The 20,133-nt window shown below is 43.8% G+C and carries 17 protein-coding genes; 6 read left to right on the top strand and 11 right to left on the bottom strand.

Translation table 11 applies throughout. The features are described 5' to 3' along the window. Positions 1-129 precede the first annotated feature (129 nt). From B0H99_RS14495 to B0H99_RS14485, 3 genes are all read right to left on the bottom strand, one after another. Positions 130-654, bottom strand: coding sequence for a hypothetical protein (locus tag B0H99_RS14495; RefSeq protein ID WP_106534411.1), 525 nt, complete (start codon positions 652-654; stop codon positions 130-132). A 349-nt stretch (positions 655-1,003) separates the two neighbouring features. Then, a complete protein-coding gene (locus B0H99_RS14490) occupies positions 1,004-2,758 on the bottom strand; it encodes an ABC transporter ATP-binding protein (protein ID WP_106534410.1) in 1,755 nt (584 codons plus the stop codon). 2 nt (positions 2,759-2,760) lie between these two features. Beyond that, a complete protein-coding gene (locus tag B0H99_RS14485) occupies positions 2,761-4,497 on the bottom strand; it encodes an ABC transporter ATP-binding protein (RefSeq protein ID WP_106534409.1) in 1,737 nt (578 codons plus the stop codon). A 474-nt stretch (positions 4,498-4,971) separates the two neighbouring features. On the opposite strand from B0H99_RS14485, the gene B0H99_RS14480 reads away from it, so the two are divergent. Beyond that, positions 4,972-5,490 carry a universal stress protein gene (locus B0H99_RS14480; RefSeq protein WP_106534408.1) on the top strand — a complete coding sequence of 173 codons (519 nt, stop codon included), beginning with the start codon at positions 4,972-4,974 and terminating at the stop codon, positions 5,488-5,490. 174 nt (positions 5,491-5,664) lie between these two features. After that, positions 5,665-6,102 carry a low molecular weight phosphatase family protein gene (locus tag B0H99_RS14475; protein WP_106534407.1) on the top strand — a complete coding sequence of 146 codons (438 nt, stop codon included), beginning with the start codon at positions 5,665-5,667 and terminating at the stop codon, positions 6,100-6,102. Positions 6,103-6,145: 43 nt separating this feature from the next. On the opposite strand, the gene kynB is transcribed toward B0H99_RS14475, so the two are convergent. Beyond that, complete coding sequence (kynB, locus tag B0H99_RS14470; RefSeq protein WP_106534406.1) at positions 6,146-6,766, bottom strand: arylformamidase; 621 nt, start codon at positions 6,764-6,766, stop codon at positions 6,146-6,148. Further along, positions 6,767-8,020 (bottom strand): kynureninase, encoded by a 1,254-nt coding sequence (gene kynU, locus B0H99_RS14465; protein WP_106534405.1) that lies wholly within the window; start codon positions 8,018-8,020, stop codon positions 6,767-6,769. Positions 8,021-8,526: 506 nt separating this feature from the next. Here kynU and B0H99_RS14460 point away from each other — a divergent pair. The 3 genes from B0H99_RS14460 (at position 8,527) to B0H99_RS18240 (ending at position 11,417) form a co-directional block, all read left to right on the top strand. Then, a complete protein-coding gene (locus tag B0H99_RS14460; protein WP_146137274.1) occupies positions 8,527-9,621 on the top strand; it encodes a hemolysin family protein in 1,095 nt (364 codons plus the stop codon). A gap of 259 nt (positions 9,622-9,880) precedes the next feature. Beyond that, positions 9,881-10,771, top strand: a complete 891-nt coding sequence (locus B0H99_RS14455; RefSeq protein WP_106534403.1) for a cation diffusion facilitator family transporter — start codon at positions 9,881-9,883, stop codon at positions 10,769-10,771. A gap of 304 nt (positions 10,772-11,075) precedes the next feature. Further along, positions 11,076-11,417, top strand: coding sequence for a DUF5658 family protein (locus tag B0H99_RS18240; protein WP_425440390.1), 342 nt, complete (start codon positions 11,076-11,078; stop codon positions 11,415-11,417). A gap of 89 nt (positions 11,418-11,506) precedes the next feature. Here B0H99_RS18240 and B0H99_RS14445 read toward each other — a convergent pair whose 3' ends face one another. The 3 genes from B0H99_RS14445 to B0H99_RS14435 all read right to left on the bottom strand — a co-directional run bounded on the left by B0H99_RS14445 (position 11,507) and on the right by B0H99_RS14435 (position 14,638). After that, positions 11,507-11,911, bottom strand: coding sequence for a YndM family protein (locus B0H99_RS14445; RefSeq protein WP_106534401.1), 405 nt, complete (start codon positions 11,909-11,911; stop codon positions 11,507-11,509). Between the two features lie 109 nt (positions 11,912-12,020). Next, on the bottom strand, positions 12,021-13,313 hold the full coding sequence (locus B0H99_RS14440) for a DUF2254 domain-containing protein (protein ID WP_106534400.1): 1,293 nt from the start codon (positions 13,311-13,313) through the stop codon (positions 12,021-12,023). A gap of 128 nt (positions 13,314-13,441) precedes the next feature. Continuing rightward, the gene (locus tag B0H99_RS14435) at positions 13,442-14,638 is read right to left on the bottom strand and encodes a cytochrome P450 family protein (RefSeq protein WP_106534399.1); all 1,197 of its coding nucleotides are present in this window, start codon (positions 14,636-14,638) and stop codon (positions 13,442-13,444) included. Between the two features lie 483 nt (positions 14,639-15,121). Here B0H99_RS14435 and rsgA point away from each other — a divergent pair, with 483 nt between their 5' ends. Beyond that, on the top strand, positions 15,122-16,177 hold the full coding sequence (rsgA, locus tag B0H99_RS14430) for a ribosome small subunit-dependent GTPase A (protein WP_106534398.1): 1,056 nt from the start codon (positions 15,122-15,124) through the stop codon (positions 16,175-16,177). A 354-nt stretch (positions 16,178-16,531) separates the two neighbouring features. On the opposite strand, the gene B0H99_RS14425 is transcribed toward rsgA, so the two are convergent. The 3 genes from B0H99_RS14425 to B0H99_RS14415 all read right to left on the bottom strand — a co-directional run bounded on the left by B0H99_RS14425 (position 16,532) and on the right by B0H99_RS14415 (position 20,101). Further along, positions 16,532-17,167 carry a response regulator gene (locus B0H99_RS14425; RefSeq protein ID WP_106534397.1) on the bottom strand — a complete coding sequence of 212 codons (636 nt, stop codon included), beginning with the start codon at positions 17,165-17,167 and terminating at the stop codon, positions 16,532-16,534. Between the two features lie 15 nt (positions 17,168-17,182). After that, positions 17,183-18,298 (bottom strand): GAF domain-containing sensor histidine kinase, encoded by a 1,116-nt coding sequence (locus B0H99_RS14420; RefSeq protein WP_106534396.1) that lies wholly within the window; start codon positions 18,296-18,298, stop codon positions 17,183-17,185. Positions 18,299-18,400: 102 nt separating this feature from the next. Further along, positions 18,401-20,101 (bottom strand): phospho-sugar mutase, encoded by a 1,701-nt coding sequence (locus B0H99_RS14415; protein ID WP_106534395.1) that lies wholly within the window; start codon positions 20,099-20,101, stop codon positions 18,401-18,403. Positions 20,102-20,133 lie beyond the last annotated feature (32 nt).

Raw genomic sequence — 20,133 nt, 5'->3', positions numbered from 1 at the left:
AAAAATTCTCTCGCGGCTCTTCCTTATCCATGGGAATGTGAAACTAGTTGCTACCTCCTACTAAAAGGTGTCTGCAATTCCATTCCCGCGTTTTCTGCATTGATTCAAACCAGACGTGCTTTCCTACATTTACTTCTCCTTTTGAACACGGTCTTTGTTCACGTTCAAACGCTCTTCGTGAAGTTTAGTCTGTTGTTCCTCCGGTTGGTTTTCAGGTGAGCTGGTTTGGGTGTAATCATTCACATCTACGTGCCCTACATCTTCTTCACGTAAGTGACTATCTGGATCCCAAGTTGCGCTGTTTATTACGTTACCGCGTTCCCCCGTTGTAAAGGTTCCCTCTGGTTCCCGAATGGTGTCGTCCCAATCATTGCTTTTTTGCCAACCGGTTTCTCTACTCGGATTTGCTGCTTCCGATTCCCGCCAGTCCGCTGGATTATCCGGGTCTTTTTTTCTGAGTGTGGTTTCCCCATCGGAATGGTAAGGCTCGTTCGAACTATCGTTGTTAGTGTTTGAAGTGCCGCTTTCTCGAAGTTCGTTATCCCCTCGTTCTCCTTTTTCGATATTCCTGTCTGCACCTGGATCTGCCGCCTGGAATTGCTGAGTCTCTTGCCAATCTTTTCGGACAGAATCATCACGATTATTTTTTTCCATATTAATCCCCCTAGTTTGAAGAGTCTACACACCCAGGTTCCCCTTTACAAAAATATTCAAACTTCTTTATTAAGCAAAAGAAAAGCATCCTGAAGGTAACAGGTTCTTTTTTGAAGTACAAAAAGAAAAAATGCAAATTGAAAAGACCTCTATCCACATTCAATTTGTTGGTCTTTTTTTGTTGGGTTAAAAGGAAAAACTAACTGCAGAAATCCCGTAGCGCATAGCACGAGGAGATTCGGCAGTCAGTCCGTGGAAAGCGCCCACCTGAAGCTCTTTTCAACTTCCACTTTGAATTTAACCTTTTTCTTCCTTCTTTAATAATTATCTATAAAAAAGGGAATGCCCCTTACCCAACAGTCTGGGTTTGGGACACTCCTGATTGAATTTGGTACATCTGAAAATAAATTCCGCCGAGCTTCATCAGCTCTTCGTGAGAACCTGTTTCAGCAATTCTGCCGTGGTCGAGCACCAAGATGCGGTCCGCATTTTTGATGGTGGACAGCCGGTGTGCGATGATGAATGTTGTACGCCCTTTCTTCAGTACATTCATCGCATGCTGGATGATTTCTTCTGTTTCTGTATCGATATTGGAAGTTGCTTCATCCAAAATCAAAATAGCTGGGTCGAATGCCAGCGCGCGGGCAAATGAAATCAATTGGCGCTGTCCGGAAGAAAGCGTGCTGCCCTTTTCCACGACCGGCTCATCGATGCCCTTCGGCAAATGCTTCAACACACGCTCCCCGCCTACTGCAACAAGTGCACCTTCGACCATTTTGCGCGTGATGCGTTTATCGCCAAGCGTTATGTTCGATTCAATGGTGCCGCTAAAAAGATACGGGTCCTGCAAAACGATGCCCATGTGATCGCGCATCGATTGCCTGCTCATCTCAAGGACATTGATGCCGTCAATCGTAATCGCGCCTTCTGTCACATCATAGAACCGGAACAGCAAGTTCATGATTGAACTTTTTCCGGATCCCGTATGGCCGACCAGAGCAACTGTCTCCCCCTGCTTCGCTTCGAAAGAAATATCCTTCAGGACATATTCCTCTTCCTTATAAGCGAACCAGACCTTCTCAAACCGCACATTGCCGCGGTAGCGAGCAATTTTTTCATCGCTGACCGCTTCGCCCTTTTCATCAAGCAAACGGAACACCCGCTCTGCCGCAACAAGCGCTTTTTCCAGTTTAGCAAACTGGTTGACGATTCCGCTGATTGGATTAAACAGGCGGATAATGTAATCCACAAAAGCATACAATACCCCGACCGTAACTACTTCGGAGCCGGACAATGCCGCTCCGCCAAAATACCAAATGAACAAAATGAACGTCATGGAGCGCAGCACCCCGACTAAATTGTAAGAAGCTGCAGCTTCCAAGAACAACAATTTCTGTTGAAACTTAAAGTGCTTTTCGTTCATTTCTTCAAATTCTTCTTTCATCTGCTTTTCCCGGCGAAATGCTTGGATAATCGTCATGCCTTGGATGGATTCATTGATCATCCCGTTCATGTCGCTCAATTTTTCCCGTACCACGTGGTTATAGCTGGCAGCAAACTTCCGGTAAAACAGCATCCATCCGTATAACAGCGGAACTAAACCAAGCGTAATCAGCGCCATTTGCCAGTTCAAGTAAAAAAGTGCCACGTAAATTCCGGCCATATACATAAAGCTTGTCGCAAATTGAGACAATACCGTCACGAACAAATCACGGATCGCTTCTGTATCGTTCGTAATACGCGCCACTACTTTACCCGCAGGCAAGTTGTCAAAATAACGTATTGGCAACGTTTGTGTGTGCTCATACACATCATTTCGCATTTTCTTGATAATACTGTTTGCCCCTTTTTGCAGGTACAAATACTGCAAATACCGGAAAACCGCAGTCATGATCCCGGTAGCAAAAAACACTGCAAGCAGCCAGGCAATCGGTTCGAAATCGACCGTCCCTTCTGCCCCGGCAATATGATTGTCGATAATTTCTTTCGCAATGAGCGGCGCCGCCAAATCGGCTGCCACCGCTATTGCCAAAAGAATCATTCCCGTTATTAAAATCCCTTTATGTTGCATTGAATATTTTATTAATCGTTTCCCTGTCCCCATTTTTACACCTCCTCGATTTGCTGTCGGAGGAATTGTTCATTGTACCAACCGTGTGCCTTCAACAAATCGTTATGGGTTCCTTCTTCGATGACTTTTCCGTCATCCAGTACGACAATCCAATCAGCATGCTGGACAGCTGATAGGCGGTGTGTCGTAATGATCGTCGTTTTGCCCGAGCGTTCCCTCTGTATATTCTCGATGATTTTCGCCTCGGTTTTAGCATCCACCGCCGACAAGGAATCATCCAGTATGAGAATTTCAGGATTTTTAATAAGGGCCCGTGCAATGGAAATGCGCTGTTTTTGCCCGCCGGACAAAGCCACCCCTTTTTCACCGACAAGTGTATCAAGTCCATTCGGCAGCATTTCCAAGTCGTTTTCAAAATAAGACAAGCGCAACGCGTTGCGAATCTCGTCTTCGGTTGCGTCAGATTTTCCGAACAGAATGTTTGCACGAATGGTCCGCGAGAACAATACATGATCCTGCGGAACATAACCGATCCAGCTGCGGAGTTGTTCTTTTGTCATATCATGCAAATCGATTTCGTTCATCCGAATTGAACCTTCACCAAGCGGATATTCCCTTAACAATTGCTTGATGAAAGTCGTTTTTCCGCTGCCGGTTTTTCCGACAATGCCGAGCGTCTGCCCGCTGTTCATTGACAAATTGATGCCTTGCAAATTGATTGAACTTGACTGCGGATACGTAAAACTGACATCCTGAAAACCGATTTTCTCTGGCCGTTCAGTAGATTTCGGGTGCTCTGGATCAACCACATCTTCTGCATAGTCGAGTGTTTCGTTGACCCGGTCAAGCGAAGCATTCCCACGCTGCAGCGTATTGATCAATTCGCCGATTGCAAACATCGGCCAGACAATCATTCCCAAGTAGACGTTGAATGCAACAAGATCTCCAAGCGTCATCGTACCATCCGCTACAAGGAATGCGCCGTAACCCAGACCAATCATATAGCTGATGGACGTAAGCACCTTAGTGATTGGAGTAAACAAAGCGTCTATTCGCTCGACCGCCATGTTTTTCTCATAAACGTCATCTGTCATCTCAGCAAATTGCTGCTCAGACGCGCGTTCTTGCACATAAGCACGGATAACACGAACACCACCGACTGATTCCAGTACACTGTCGTTCATCTCGCCGAAAGCGTCTTGCGCTGCCATATACCGCTCATGGATTTTTTTGCCCAAAAACTGAACGGCAATTGCCAGAATCGGCAGTGGAATCAACGCAAAAAAAGTAAGTTCCCATGATACGAGCATGCCCATGGCAACGATAATCGTTGCCATGTACAAAGTTGAATCGACGAGCGTCAAGATTCCAAACCCTGCTGTTTCCGATATTGCCCGTAAGTCATTGGTAGCCCGAGCCATCAGATCACCGGTCCGATTTTTTTCGTAAAACGTCGGCGTCATCTTTAGAAAATGACCCATTAAACTAGAGCGCAACTGCCGCTCGATAACATAAGCTCCACCAAACAGCTGGTATTGCCAAATAAAATTGATGACATAGGCAAGTACAAGTGATCCGGCCAGGACGGCAATGTATTGCCAAAGCAGCGTGCTGTTCAATCTGCCTTCCGCAATCGAATCAATCGCTACGCCAATCAACCATGGCGGAATAATTTCGATGATATTCGCGATAAACAATAGTCCGACGGCTACTGTATAGCGCAGCCAATTTTCTTTAAAAAACCATTTTAATTTCCATAAAACTTCAAACATACCTTACTCCTTCTTTCTTTTTCCGATTGGCTAATCGCCCTCTAGCGATTCCTTGATCATAATTTTCTGTTGTTGGGTTCTGTTCATCTTTTGCATCTCCTCTAACTAATTAGTTTATTTAAACAGCGGTTAGCTGATCAAACCACAAAAAAGCGCATACCCGTTTTCTGGGCATGCGCTCACGAAAAAAGGATCGGTCTCAGACCTCTCCCTTTTACTTCTACTTACGAAATAAATTCATTGAAAAATAGGATGGCCTGACAAATGTATAGAATTCTGTTTAACGCGCACTAATACTTTTTTCATTGTCATGCCCTCCTCTTCCTTTGAATTTGATAGGTTAAGAGTACCACTCGCAATTTTGAATTGTCAACTTATTTCGAACTACTATTTATTTTCAAAAAATTATTAAATGTTTCGATGCCTCTATGCAGGGTAATTTACTAGTAGAAAAGTGGATTTGAGGTGAATGGAATGTTTAAAAATATCCTGGTCGCCTATGACGGTTCAGATGGCAGTAGATTGGCGTTTGAAAAAGCGCTTGAATTCAAAAAAGCTCTTCCCCATATTCAGTTGTCTATTATTTATGTTAACGAAGAAGAGCGGGAAACAACCGGCTTTATGGAAGCAGGAAATGCATCTGCTCCTATTGTATCGGCAAGCATAGACAGTAGTTATGCCCAGTTTATGCCGCCAGAAATTGGGGAAAAGGGATACAGACCTCCTCGGGATTTCATAGATACTTCCACTGAATATTCCAAGCATATGCATAATGCGATCCAGCAACAATTGGATGCCCAAAATATTTCTGGAGCTGTCCTGGCGCTAGAAGGCAATGCAGCAATAACGATTCCTGCTTTTATCGAAGAGCAGAAAACCGATTTGCTTATCATCGGGAACAGCGGAAAATCAGGTCTTCAACGTTTTTTTGTAGGATCGATGAGCAGAAAGCTATTGAAAGATTCACCCTGTTCGGTATTAGTTGTAAAATAGAAGGTCTGACCGATAAGCCAGACATTTAATGGCTCTCGATTAGGCCTTCATTTATTGATAAATATATAACTTTTAGATTCTTTTTTATCAGTAATCTACTAGTTTAAGCAGACTGAAAATGGGTAAAGATTACTAACAAGGGAAACTTTAAAGTGAGGAAGAAGGGGATCAGCCATGTCTAAACATACCGTTTACTTTCTATCTCCCCAACAGCAGCGTGGGCTCATGGCTGAAATTTGGGCAAACCGCCTGAAGCTTCCTGATTGGGAGATACGCAGCGCCGCCTGGGATCAAGATTCTCTTTGCACCGATACTCCAATTGAAATTATGAAAGAAATTATGCTTGATATACCTGAGGTGCAATCTAGATCATACAATTTAGAGGAAGTCAGCGAAGCCGATTTAATTGTCGCCTTGCACGATGGGGACTTTGAACAAGGAGATATCCCATCTGACTTGCCGTCTCAGAAACTTTTGCGCTGGAACATTCGAAATCCGGAATTAAGGTCAACCGACACGTTCGAACAGTGGGCCCTCTACCAGGAAATTTGCGATGAAATTGCCATTAACATCAAAAACCTTGAGCCGTATTTTCGCTCCGATTATATGTAAACCCTGTACCCTCACCAGGTACAGGGTTATTTTTTGCCTTCTTTTACGTATAGAGAATTGCACGGACTGGGCTTCCTTCAGCCCCTTTTATTTTTAGCGGCAGTGCTACAAGTTCATAAACTCCTTCTGCCACGTCATCCAATATGACGGATTCCAAGATGTAACGATTTTCCCGATTCAACGCTTGATGCATTTCCATGTCTTTGCTCGTCTCCTGATCGACCGAAGGGACATCCACACCAAGCAGACGGATTCCATTGGATTTTAGCCAGGAAGCGATAGACACATCGAACACTGGCCAGGATTCAGGAAATTTTGATCGATCTTGCCAAGTTCCTGTTTTAAGCAACACAGTTGTCACACCGTCTTCTAGTTTCTTCAAATCATTGCTTGTTATCTTTTCTAGCCCTGTAACATCCATTACTTGCGCCTTGGACATATAGACGTCCAAAGGCATTTTTTCTATTGTCAATCCATCGTTGTCATAGTGGAACGGCGCGTCGATATGCGTACCAAAATGCGTACTGGTTTTTAGTTCGCCGACATTCACTGAACCGCTTTCTTCTTTTGTACCTGTTAGGCCGTAATAGAAGGGCCTGTCCCCTGGCCATTGGGGTGTTTTGTTGCTTAGTTCCATTGAAATATCAATGATTTTCTTAGTCATTTACGCCACCACATTTCTGTCATTTGTAAAGTTCTTATAAAGCTCTCCGTGCATGATGTTTTTCAAACGCCCAACCATCTCTTCCACATCGCTGAAGGATGTATAAAATGCAACTGGTGCCAACCGAATAATGTTTGGGGCACGGAAATCCGGTACGACGCCTGCTTGCTTTAATGCCTTGCAGATGCGTGCCGCTTCCGGATGCGAAAGAGCGATATGGCCCCCACGGTTTTCATCTTCCACAGGTGTTACATCCAGTAGTTCAGGCAGATGTTCACCGATTAATTGCCGCAGCAAGGCAGTCAGCTTCAACGATTTTTCACGGATGGCATCCATACCGGCATCTTCAAACAACTCCAGGCTGCCTAAAAGCGGCGCCATGCTGAAGATATTCGGCGTTCCGATCTGATAAGCCCCTGCACCTTCCGCTTTCGAAAAATGATGATCCATATCAAATTGCTTCTCCTTATCGGAACCAAACCATCCTGCCGTTCCCGGAGGCAGATGATGATGACGTTCATGAATGTATAGCCCGCCAGTTCCTCCCGGCCCTGAATTCATGTATTTGTAATGGCACCAAACTGCAAAGTCCACATCAGCTTCATGCAACTGGTGCGGCAGGGCGCCAATGGAATGGGCCAAATCAAAACCGGCTAAAATTCCTCTAGCATGGGCGGCGGCAGTAATTTCACGAAGCGGCAATAGTTGGCCGCTCCGGTATAAGACGGATGGCAATAAAAGGATGGCCACGTCGCCTTGCAATTGAGCAACAATATCTTCATAGTGCAGCGTATAATTGTCTCTGCTCTTAACTTTCCGCATAGCGGTGGCCGGATCAAGTCCACGGAGCCGTAAATGGCTTTCCACCGCGTATATATCCGAAGGAAAATTCAGTTCATCGACCACAATGGCAAAGCGCTTGGTTGTTGGCTGAAAAACTGTCGATAGCATTTGATGAATATTGGCCGTAATAGAGCCGGTTACCATCACTTCACTTGGTTTAGCACCGACTATTGGCGCTATGCGCGCACTCAATTCTTCCGCTAAAGTAAACCAAGGTTCCTCTCCTTCTGTCCAGCCATCGATGCCATGAACTTTCCAGCTTGCCAACAAATTCATCAATTTGGCTTCTGCCTGTTTTGACAGAAGACCGAGTGAATTGCCATCCATATAGATTTGCCCTTCTGGCTGATAGAATTCTTTTTTAAAGCGAGCCAAAGCATCTTTTTGATCCAGTTCAAATGCTGTTGCCATTTGCCATCCTCCTAATTGTCAAAATGCTTGCGCTTACGGAACAATTGTTAAAAGACCAGCTTGTGCAATGGTCATTTTCAAACAGACTACCATTGCAGAGGATAAAACCGCAATCAAGAAGCTGTCAGATAATTGGATTTTTCAAAAACAAATAATCTTACTACTCTGGCGGCAAAACCTCTGCTCTTCATGCGCTTTTTCTTTATTTGTATAACAAAACAAGCGCATAATAGAATTAAAAATTTTTCTATATGGCGTACTTAATATTTTTAATTGTGCTATTCCAAAAACAACCTTGCCTTGGCTATAGCGACAGAAACGATGTATGAAAGCAAATTTCCTTAGTTCAACTTATCCAGCCTTATTTGACAGAATAGTTTGTCTTTTATAGCGATTTATTTTATGATGAAATTAATCCATCTTTTCCATCCTCAGGAGGTGAAAACTTTGTTTCACTTTCTTTTACGAAACTGAAGCAAAGGACTTATTTGGAGCTTGCCATATATTTGATCTTGTTCGCTGTATTAGTCGCTTGCGCTGCATTTTTTTCTGCCAGTGAATATGCACTTTCCAAATTTCGTTCTATTCCCCTAAATCAGTTTGCAGACGAAAAAGATAAAATTACTGTTAGTGCTAAAAAGCGCCCTGATACAGATAATTATCTTCTTTTCTGCCTAATTGGTTTTGCCTTAGCTGTGTTTGGGTGGAGCTATGGAACGATTGTAAAAGCGTCTCAGCCATTGTTTATGGCCACGAACCTGTCGAATAATGCTCAAGCACTCCTGACGTTCAGTATTACTGTGACGACGGGTGTACTTATCTTGGTTGCTTTTGGAAAATTAGCTTGGAAGAACGTTAAGATTCCAAATCTGCAACCTATCGTTTTATGGAATATAAAACCGTACAATCAAACTTACAGACTTTCCGCTTTCTTTATCAGTCTTATTAAATCTTCAGCAATTTTTATCCCCCGCCTTTCCAGAACAAGGCGGTTCAAGCATTCTATTAATGGTTATGCCACAGAAGAGCTAAAAAGGAAGTTGGCTGAAAGTTATCAGAGCGGTAGCCTTGTTCCATTCAAATATGCTTATGCGAGTAGAATTCTTGACCTCAATCGCCTGCTGGCAAAAGAAATTATGGTGCCCCGGACCAAAATGGTCACGTTTAAAAAGAATCTGACTGTAAAAGAAGTTCTTTTCTCTGCCGGAACTAAAAAGTTGACCCGCTATCCAATTATCGACAAAGACAAAGATCATGTGATCGGCTTCATAAATATGAAGCACTTGCTGACAGCTTATGCAAAAGACCCGTCCATTGGTGATTTACCGGCAGCTCAGTATATCTATCCCATCATTCAAGTGATTGGTTCTATAAAGACAAGTGACCTTTTATTAAAAATGCAGATTGAACGTACACATATGGCGATATTAAGGGATGAATACGGTGGTACTTGCGGACTTATCACGATGGAAGATATTATAAAAGAAATTGTTGGGGATATTCGTGATGAGTTCAATAGTGATGAAGTTTCAACTAATCTCTCGCTTTACAAACGTTCTTATGTGTTAGATTCAAAAATGCCCATTGATGAAGTGAACTGATTGTTAGGGATTGACATAGGCCATAAAGATGTTGATACTATTAAAGGATGGTTTATACCTTAGAATTTCGCTGCCATAGAAAGACAGAGAAACATTAAACGAGGCTGTGGATTCTCTATCAAAGAAATGGGAAACTATGCCATCCAGTATTTTGAAGTACATAAAACACCAAACAGTGAAAATAATAATATTTGACGAAACGGCTCTCATCTGAGGGTCGTTTCCCTTTGTTTACAAGACTTGGAGGCGGGAAACAAAAATGGAAGTATACAAAAACTTGCGCAAAGGAGAAAAGGGTGCCTGGCTGAGTATTGGCGCCTATATATTCCTTAGTGCACTTAAACTTTTCTTCGGCTTTACCGGCTCTTCTGAAGCACTAATAGCCGATGGTTTGAACAATTTATCCGATATTATTGCTTCAGTAGCTGTTCTGGTAGGTCTCCGAATTTCACAGAAACCGCCTGATGAAAACCACCATTATGGCCATTTACGCGCTGAAACGATTGCCTCCCTCTTAGCATCCTTCATCATGGCTGTCATCAGCCTGCAAGTTTTGCTTAACGCAGTTCGCAGTTTTTTCGCGCCGCCGGAGACTGCCCCTTCCCTGTTCACCGCTGGAGTGGCTTTCTTTTCTGCCATCGTTATGTACGGAGTGTATCGCTATAATATAAAGTTAAGCAGAAAAATAAAAAGCCCTTCGGTCAAAGCTGCTGCTTACGATAACCGTTCAGATGCCTTGGTCAGTATCGGAGCTGGAATTGGCATCATCGGCGCAATTTTCGGCGCTCCGATTCTCGATACTATTACAGCACTTCTTGTCGGTATCATTATTTTAAAAACGGCTTGGGATATCTTCAAAGAAGCTGTTCTTACATTGACGGATGCTTTCAACGAAGAAGAAGGCGAAACAATGTCGGTTATCGTCCGTAAAGTTCCAGGCGTAAGGATTTTACGGGAATTCAAAGGGCGCAATCATGGAAATGTGATGTTCGTCGATTTGACGATTGCCGTCGATCCTGCTTTGAATGTCATGGAAAGCCATTGGATCACAGAAGAAATTGAACGGAAAATCCATAAAGTAAAGCCGAATTGCGTCATCCTTGTCCATATAGAACCTGACTTTACAATGCCCTTTGATGATGAAGAGTAGAATATGAACTTGTTTTCTATCCAGTTCTTCTAAATTAATCGTACGCAAACCTGTCCAGATGTTTTTCTGGACAGGTTTTTTTATTCTTTAAATTTTATTTTCTTTTACGCTTGATTTTATAGGTAAAAATTCATATAGTTAATAGGAATAAAGTTATCTGAAAATTCTATAAATAATATATTAGTTGATTTAATCAAGAAATATTACCTATAGTGTCTAAAATCCGCTTTTCATTCGATGAATTTTGACATCTTATTTTTAGTGGCAGCATGCCCATAGAAAAGCAGAGTAAATTCTAAATCAAATGAAGCGAGGTGAAAAAATGATAATAGCTGAAAACAGCATGCCCCTTAAAAAGCATATATGGGCATTAATCATTTTAAATGTGTTAGACGGGATGCTCACTTTCTTCGGTTTAACGTTTGGGCTTATAAACGAAGGGAATCCACTACTCCAATCTTTCTCCCCTGTCACTATTCTTGTTATTAAATTGCTGTTGTCGCTTTGTCTTTTCGGTCTACTTTTTACCCCATTTGTTTTTGTGCAATCTGGCAAATGGCGCTACTTCCTCATATCTACCATCACGTTGTACTCCATAATTTTACTTCTTCATGTGATTTGGATCAGCTTTCTTGTTTTTTTCTGAACCGCTTTATTCTCTATTAAAAATTTATCGTATCCGCATTTTTCGCATTAAAAAAGCACCGCTGAAAGCGATGCTTTTGGCTGCAACTTTTACCGGGCTGCAGTTGTTGTATGGTCGTGTTTTTCAGGGAAAACATTGCGGTCAAGATATTTATGGAAGAACCATTCTCCTGCACCAATAACAATGGATGAAATGATGGCTGGTGTGACGATATCAACATTTCCGCCTACTAATGCATCTCCCATGAGCCATATGACTAAAAAGGCGACAATAATGTCTGAAAAAGTGGCAATCATATTGCGCTTGTTTTGATTTCTCGCATCTCCAGCTTTTCGGAAAATCATTAAATCTCCCATTACGTAAGCTACAAGCGTAAGCACCAAACTGATCCATAAAGTATCTGCAAAAGGCACATCAAACATCAAGGTTAGAATGATTAAAAGGACAGCGGCAATCATAACGAACTTCATAATAAGGGCCTTAACGTGATTCATCCTTTATTCCTCCTTTATTTGGTGTCATATAAAATATACCCATGTTGTTTTTTTGATAATCATTTTTAAGACAAATTTATCAAATTGTTATACAGAATTATTAAGTATTTTAAATTGAGGTAACATCAACAGGCTGTTGTTTCGTTATCGATGCCAATTCATCTACTTTGGATTGCAGATAATTCCAGTCTGCTTCTTTTAACGCATCTCCATTAATGCCTTCTAATATATGAAGTTGGGTTTTCCAAATAGTTTCATGCCGCCAATCGGGCGCCAGGGCTGCTGTGACAGTAAGTGATTCAGCCATGGAGGAGATGACCGAAATATCGCTTCTTCCCTGATAGGAAATTTGATAAAACGCTTTGTACAAAATTTCCCGGTATGGGGAAAATCGATACATTACACGATTCTTTCCTTTATCATCAGCCAATACCAAGTCGTCCGTTTTCAGACTTCCCATTTTCCCCAGCAGATGGCCGAGCCGAATCAAAATATCGTTGGCGGTGTTTGGGTCCTGTCTCCCTGGAGAAATTGCTCGAATGGCTACTTCGATGATTTTCTGGATTGCATAACCAAGGTCCTGTTCAGGAGTTCGTTCATCTCCAATTGAAAAGAAATAATCCAAGGATAGCTTTTTCTGTTTTTTCAAGTAAAGGTGTATAAGCGGCTTTCCTTCATAGACGTAGTCCCCGATTTTTGAGACAATCTCAATTTCCACATCATGTTTTTCAGCGAATTCAACCAATCCGACCAAATCCAGGAACTGAATATACCCGGCTTTGGTCGCAGTAATGGTTTCTTTTTCCCCAAAGGGATCCCATTTCTCCAAAGACACGAACTGTTCGTCTTGGAACGCCTTATAATGAGAGATAACATCTTCAGCATCGTTGGTTAATTTATTTATTAACGTGCTGACTTGGACGTTTGACGCAACAAAATGAATGTAATAAGCGAAAGTGGCGATGCAAAAAAAGACTAGAAGGATTCCAATTGCCGTCGTTAAAATTTCATGGTCGAATACATCCTTTCGGATATACAAAAGGGAAAGCATATTGAAAATAAAACCTGCAACAAAAATACCTAGTACGTGTTTTGTCGCGCTGCTGCGAATAAAGTTCTCCGGTGCCCGCGGTGAGAATTGAGACGTATAAGTGGTTAAAACAACCAATACCGTCGAGAATGTGAAGGTCGTCATCGTCAACATAGCGGCTGTTAAAATCCCTAAAATGGTCTGCCCCACTTCAACACTGGTTAAAAAGATAGGTGGAATAAAGCGGCTGATCCGCTCCACTAAATACAAATCCAGAAAAAAAGCCGCCAGTGATAGAAGAATCGCTGCTACACTATACACTGCCGGAATGAGCCAGACTTTTTCTTTTACTGTGTAGGCTATCGGCTTCACATGCTATCCCTGCTTTCTATATTTTCGTTAGCCTTTTCCCCTTATCTTCAAATAACAAACGCAACAAAAAAGAAGGGACCTGTGCTTCCCCTCTTTCTTATCGAATTATCGGAAATCGCTCGGCAGTTTCAGACTATGGATAGCGGAATTTCTTTTACGCCTCTGACGATCATACCTGGACGCCATTCCAATTCGCTCTTATCGATATTCAGTTGTATATCCGGAAAGCGTTCCAATAAACTAGAGATGGCAATCTCCCCTTCTAACCGGGCTAACGGCGCTCCTAAACAAAAATGAATGCCCATGCCAAAAGCTAGATGCGGGCTTTTCTCGCGCGTAATATCAAATATTTCCGGATCATTGAATTTTGCCGGATCATGGTTAGCAGAGTTCAAAGATACGACAACCAAGTCACCTTTGCGGATTTGACGTCCGCCTAGCTCTAAATTTTCTGATGCCCAGCGGGATGTGCTGAATTCAACAGGACCGTTATAGCGCAGCGACTCTTCAAGAGCTTGCGGAACCATTTCCGGATGTTCCCTTAACAACTTTTGCTGTTCCGGAAATTCCAATAAAGCCAGTACGGTATTGCCGATCAAATTAACTGTCGTCTCATGCCCAGCGATAATCAGCAACGACACAACACCGTACAATTCTTTTTCCGTCAACCGATCGCCTTCTTCCTCCGCGATTATCAGTTGGCTGATTAAATCATCGCCTGGATGTTCTCTAACTTTCGCAAACCACTCGCCTAAATACTGAATAAACTGGTTCATATGCTCGAAAATGCTGACGCCGATTTCTCCGCTTGTTCCCTCAATCAAGGAGTTGGACCAAACCCGGAACTTGTCCCGGTCTTCTGCAGGGACGCCCAGGATTTCGCAAATCACAATAATCGGCAGGGGAAAAGCGAATTCATCAATCAAGTGGATCGTCTCCCTGTCAGAAAGAGGATCTAGCAATTCATCCGCTATTTCCTGGATATGATTTCGCATGCCTGCAATCAATTTCGGGGTAAATGCTTTTTGAGCTAAACCTCGAAGCCGTTTATGGTCAGGCGGATCGGAAAATAGCATGTTCTGCGTAAAAACACTCATTTGATCCATACTTCCACCATATAATTTGGAAATATCCTTCATAAACCGCTGGTCTTTCAAAACTTCAGCCGCGTCCTCATACCGGGTTACAAGCCAGCCCAGCTGGCCATCCGGAAACCTTACCTGGTGAATTGGATCTGTTCCCCGCAACTCGTTGTATGTCGGATAAGGATTTTGCAAAAATTTCGGTGAAAACAAAGCCGGTTTTTCTGAATTAGAGCCGTTCATCGCTTCTCCTCCTTTTTTCCTTTTCTATACCCGCCCATCAGCTTCTTTGACTCGTTCCTTTCACCCAAATTTGGGGAATTTATCAAAGGAACCGGCTCTCCTCCAACGCCACCATAGTTTCGGCTAAATTACGCTCTTTCTCTGCCACTAACGTATGCTAAATAATCTTATCCATCATTCATGTGTTCTTCATGCAGGAATTAAGCCACCTTGTTAAAAACATCGCTTTTTTTCAGATTTTCGTTTCTTTTCCATTAAATCTATTGACCAGTTCTTTGCCTTCCCTTATAGTGAAGGTAACTTGAAGAAAGAGGTGAGGCATTATGGCTATTTTATTTTCTAAAACGCAAATCCAGTCTATAGTGTCTCCTTCTGTGTATCGCTCTTAACCGATACGCTTCTTCCATTATGCCTGGGGACCATGGACTGCGATTTGTGCGCATCCATGGTCTTTTTATTATGCATAAACAGGAGGAATTCACATTGAGTAAGATTGAAAAGTACGGTTGGAACAACAATTGGCAAGAAAAAGCGGCAGCACCGGGAATACCTGGGCGTGTAACGCTAGAACATAAGCATCTTTATCGAGTTGTAACAAATAACGGCGAGTGGCTCAGTTCCCTTTCCGGAAAATATAAACACGAACACGGCCATCAAGAATTTCCATCAGTTGGCGATTGGGTTATGGTCGAACAAATGCCAGGTGAAGAAAAAGGAATTATTCACAGCGTCCTTCCCCGTTCTTCCCAATTCTCGAGGAAGTCGGCTGGCGATACATCAGAGATTCAAATGATTGCGGTCAATGTCGACTATGTATTCTTAGTGATGTCGTTGAACCATGATTTTAATGTCAGGCGTTTGGAGCGCTACTTGATCGCCTCTTGGGATTCAGGTGCAAATCCGATTGTCGTGTTGACTAAGAAAGATCAATGCGCAGACATCGAACCTTTTATACAAGAAGTGGAATCAGTCGCTTTTGGCGTACCGGTTTATGCGGTTTCAAGTGTCACCGGTGAAGGCATAGACGAACTGCAGAAAATCTTGGCAGGCGCTAAAACCGGCGCTTTGCTCGGTTCTTCAGGTGTCGGAAAATCATCGCTTATCAATGCATTGTCCGGAAGCGAACTAATGGCCGTACAAGGCATTCGGGAAGATGACAGCAAAGGCCGACACACGACCACGCACCGGGAATTGGTATTATTGCCGACAGGCGGATTGCTGATTGATACGCCGGGAATGCGGGAGTTTCAGCTCGGCGATTATTCGGAAGGCATGGAAACTAGTTTTAGCGATGTGGAAACTTTGGCGGATGCATGCCGTTTCCGTGACTGCAGCCATGGCAATGAACCTGGCTGCGCCATCCAAGAAGCACTGGCAACCGGAGAATTGCCGCGCGACCGCTATCAGAGCTATTTGAAACTGAAGCGCGAACTCGCCCATATGGAACGAAAGAGCGACCTTGCTGCTCAAAAAGCAGAGCGTAATAAGTGGAAGCAAGTTACGAAAGACTACAGGAAACGGCCTGTGAAAAAACGATAGAGCAATCACAAAAGGAGCGATACGTTTTCCGTATCACTCCTTTTTGGTTGTTGAGTAACCCATATAATAGATGTGCAAGAAAATATCCTCGTTGCTATTCCGCAGGAGTCTCCACTGTTTTGCTCCATAGCTAAAGGAATAGAAACAAAGCCCAATTCGCTCGGTTATCTTGAAAGCTCTATAATTCTTCTTAAATTATGAAAAGGATTCAGATTTTCAAATATAGGGATAGTTTGCAAGTTGGGATAACCTTGGAATGAAGTGGAAAGCTTCCGCATGGAGCGAAATGAAAAAAACTGTCGAGAGTTTTTCGATAGTTTAAAAGGAGTGATACGTTTTCGTATCACTCCTTTTTTATTGTGCCGGCTCTGTCAGTCCGTGTTTGACTGCGTACAAAGCTGCTTGTGTGCGGTCTTGCACACCAAGTTTTGTAAAGATATTGGAAATGTGGGTCTTGACGGTTTTTTCTGTTACGAAAAGCGCTGAGGCGATTTCACGGTTGCTCTTGCCTTTCGTCAGTTCAAAGAGCACTTCCTGTTCCCGTGGAGTCAGCAGATTGACCGTATGCGCTGGAGGTTCTACCGGCCCTTTCATCAGTTCAGAAGTTGCTTTCGGATGAAGTGTGTTCTCGCCGCGCATTAAACTTCGGAGCGATGCAACCAGTTCATCCGGTTCAATATCTTTCAATTGATAACCGGCTGCCCCGGCTTCAACGGCCGGCACGACATGGTCCCGGTCCGAAAAACTTGTCAGCATCAAAATGACGATATGGGGGTTCTGTTCTTTGATTTTCCGGGTGGCTTGAATGCCGTCCATTACGGGCATCATCAAATCCATCAAGACAATGTCCGGCTGAAGTTCCTTCGCCATTTCAACCGCTTCTTTGCCGTTGACCGCTTCCCCGATCACTTCAATGTCTTTTTGCGTTTTCAAGAAAAATAACAAACCGCGCCGAACAACATGGTGATCATCCGCTATCAACACTTTCACCGTTCATCCCACCTTTCAATACGGCATCCGCACAAGGATTTCCGTCCCTCTTCCAATTTCGCTTGACCACTCTACCGATCCGCCTTCCGCCATTGCACGGTCGCACATGCTTTGGATGCCGATTGATGGAATATAGATACCCCCGTCAACGGCAAATCCCCGTCCTTCATCTTTCAAGACAAGCATGACATCAGAAGTTGTCACCGATAGATACAACTCCACTTCCTTGACACCCGCATGCTTCCGGACATTGTTGAGTGCTTCTTGTGCAATGCGGAACAGGGTTTCTTCAATACGGGAAGGCAGTTGAATGACGCCGGTCACCTTTAGCTCGAGCGATAAGCCGAGCATTTCGGCATACCCTTTGATGGCTTCGAGCAAGCCACTTTCCAACCCTTTCGGACGAAGCTGCCAAATAAGCGCACGCATTTCATTTAACGCTCCTTGTGTTAAATGCTGAATGTCCCGAAAGGTTTCCTGAATCAGCGGGTCTTCAGACATTTCCACTCCGCCGCGCGCAGTCAACGTGACGGAGAACAGCAGCTGATTGACCGAATCATGCAAATCACGTGCGAGCCTGTTGCGCTCTTTGACGAGCGCCAATTCTTGTTCTTGCTTTGTGAGGCCGATTCGTTTGATCGCAGAACCGATTTGAAACGCAACGGATTCTAGGAGTGCCAGTTCATCGTTCGAAAACCGAACTGTATCAGGCGCCGCAATATTTAATAAACCAAATTTTTCTTCTCCGGATTGCAGCGGCACTGTGGCATGATGGGTGATGCCTTCTGCATCTCCGGCTTTAGCGGAAAGTGCATTTTCAATTCGTTGGCAAGCGATAATATTCGACGCTTTTTTCAAATCGCCGTCCCGGTAACGTTTGACGCACCAACAGCCACCTTTTTGCAGATGCCGGCAATTCTTTTCTTCAAGCGCCGGCGGCAAATTTGCATGCGCCACCAATCGGTGCTTGCCGTTTTCATCAATGAAAAATATCCAAGCAGTCTCGAAATTCGAACCTTTCAATAATTTCCCGATGGCTCCATCGAGCATACGGTCCATATCGGTTTCTTCATTGAGCAGTTCCGCTATTTCTTTCAATAACACTACATTCGAATGTTCATCCAAAACCATACGTTTCACCTCATTGCCTGTACCTTAACGATACACGTTTTGCCTGTGCTTGTGCCTCAGACTTTGGAATGAAAAAGCTCCCTGCAAGAGGGAGCTTCTTTGTTAGCGGCTGTTCATTTCGTCCAGAAAGGATTCTTTGATGAATTCCAGCTTTTCATCGCTGTCCCGTTCCGAATCAGCAAACACGCCAAAGTAGTATTTGACTTTTGGCTCGGTTCCGCTCGGGCGGACGCAAATCCAAGAACCGTCTTTCAGGAAATACTTCAAGACGTTCGATTGCGGCAGCTCGATTTTTTCATGATTCTCAAGATCTGTGAATACCCGGTTTTGCGTTTCGTAATCTTCTATCATGACAACCGGAACACCGGCAATAGCCTGGATCGGCTCTTTTCGCAAGCCTTCCAATAACGCACTGATTTCCCGTGCGCCATCAACGCCTTTTTTCGTAATGGAAACAAGGCTTTCACGGTACCAGCCAAAGCGTTCATACAATTCAACAAGAACGTCGTGCAGGGTCTTGCCTTGCTGCTTGTAGTAAGCAGCAGCTTCGACAATCAACAAGACTGATTGCACGGCGTCTTTATCGCGGGCAAAATCCTTGATCAAATAGCCATAGCTTTCTTCATAGCCGAATAAAAATTCGAATGTCTTGTTAACATCATTTTCTTTCAATTTTTCACCGATGAATTTAAAACCAGTAAGCACGTCTTCACAGCCTACTCCGTAAGCATCAGCTACAACCCGGCCAAATTCAGAAGTGACAATGGTTTTGTAAATACGGCCGTTTTCCGGAAGTGTACCTTTTCGCTCTTTTTGGCTAAGCAAGTACTCGATTAAAATCGCGCCGGTCTGGTTTCCGCTGAGCAGTTCATAATGGCCGCCTGCCCAAACGGCGATGCCTACACGGTCGCCATCCGGATCCACTGCAATCAATAAATCCGCTCCGGCTTTTTCGCCATACTGCATCGCCATTTCAAAAGCGGATGCTTCTTCCGGATTCGGTGATTTGACAGTCGGGAATTCACCGTTCGGCTCCATCTGTTCTTTTACATAAGTAATGCTGTTATATCCTGCTTCGCTCAGCAAGTGCTGGACCGTCGAACCGGATGCACCGTGAAGCGGCGTGAAGACCGCCTGAATCGGACTTGCTTCCTGTTCCTGTACAGTCAGCGCATTCGCAATGTACACTTGATCCAATTTTTCACCGAGCATGACCAAATGGTCTTCTTGGAATTGCGAATTGTCGATCGTCAGTTCGTCTTCCACCTGGCTGACGTATTCAATGACCCGATCGGCATCTGCCAGATTTAATTGCGCGCCGTCTTCTCCATATACTTTATAGCCATTATATTCAGGGGGATTATGGCTTGCCGTAATGACGATTCCCATAAACGCATTCAAGTAGCGGACACTGAACGACAGCTGCGGCGTTGTCCGGGGTGCGCTGTATAAGTAGGTATGAATGCCATTTGCCGCGAATGTACGGGCCGCTTCCATCGCAAATTCAGGCGACATGCGACGGCTGTCATAAGCAATAACCATCCCTCTTGCCATTGCTTCTGCACCGTTTTCTTTTATGTAATCCGCAATGCCCTGTGATGCTTTTCGCACAGTATAGATGTTCATGCGGTTGGTACCCGGTCCAATCTCCCCGCGCATACCACCGGTTCCAAATACTAAATCCTGATGAAAGGCGTCTTCTGCCCACTTGTCATCGTCTTTCAAAAGATTCAATGTTTCTTTCGTCGTTTCATCCAATTGATCGTGTTCAAGCCAGCGCTTGATCTTTTCTTTCCAAGCCATAAAAAACACCACCCTTTCTTTTACATTCAGTT

The organism is Planomicrobium soli, assembly GCF_003014655.1.
GTDB classification, from domain to species: Bacteria; Bacillota; Bacilli; order Bacillales_A; family Planococcaceae; genus Planococcus; species Planococcus soli_B.
The sequence above is the reverse complement of the archived record's forward strand: the minus strand, read 5'-3'. Positions and strand labels throughout refer to the sequence as shown.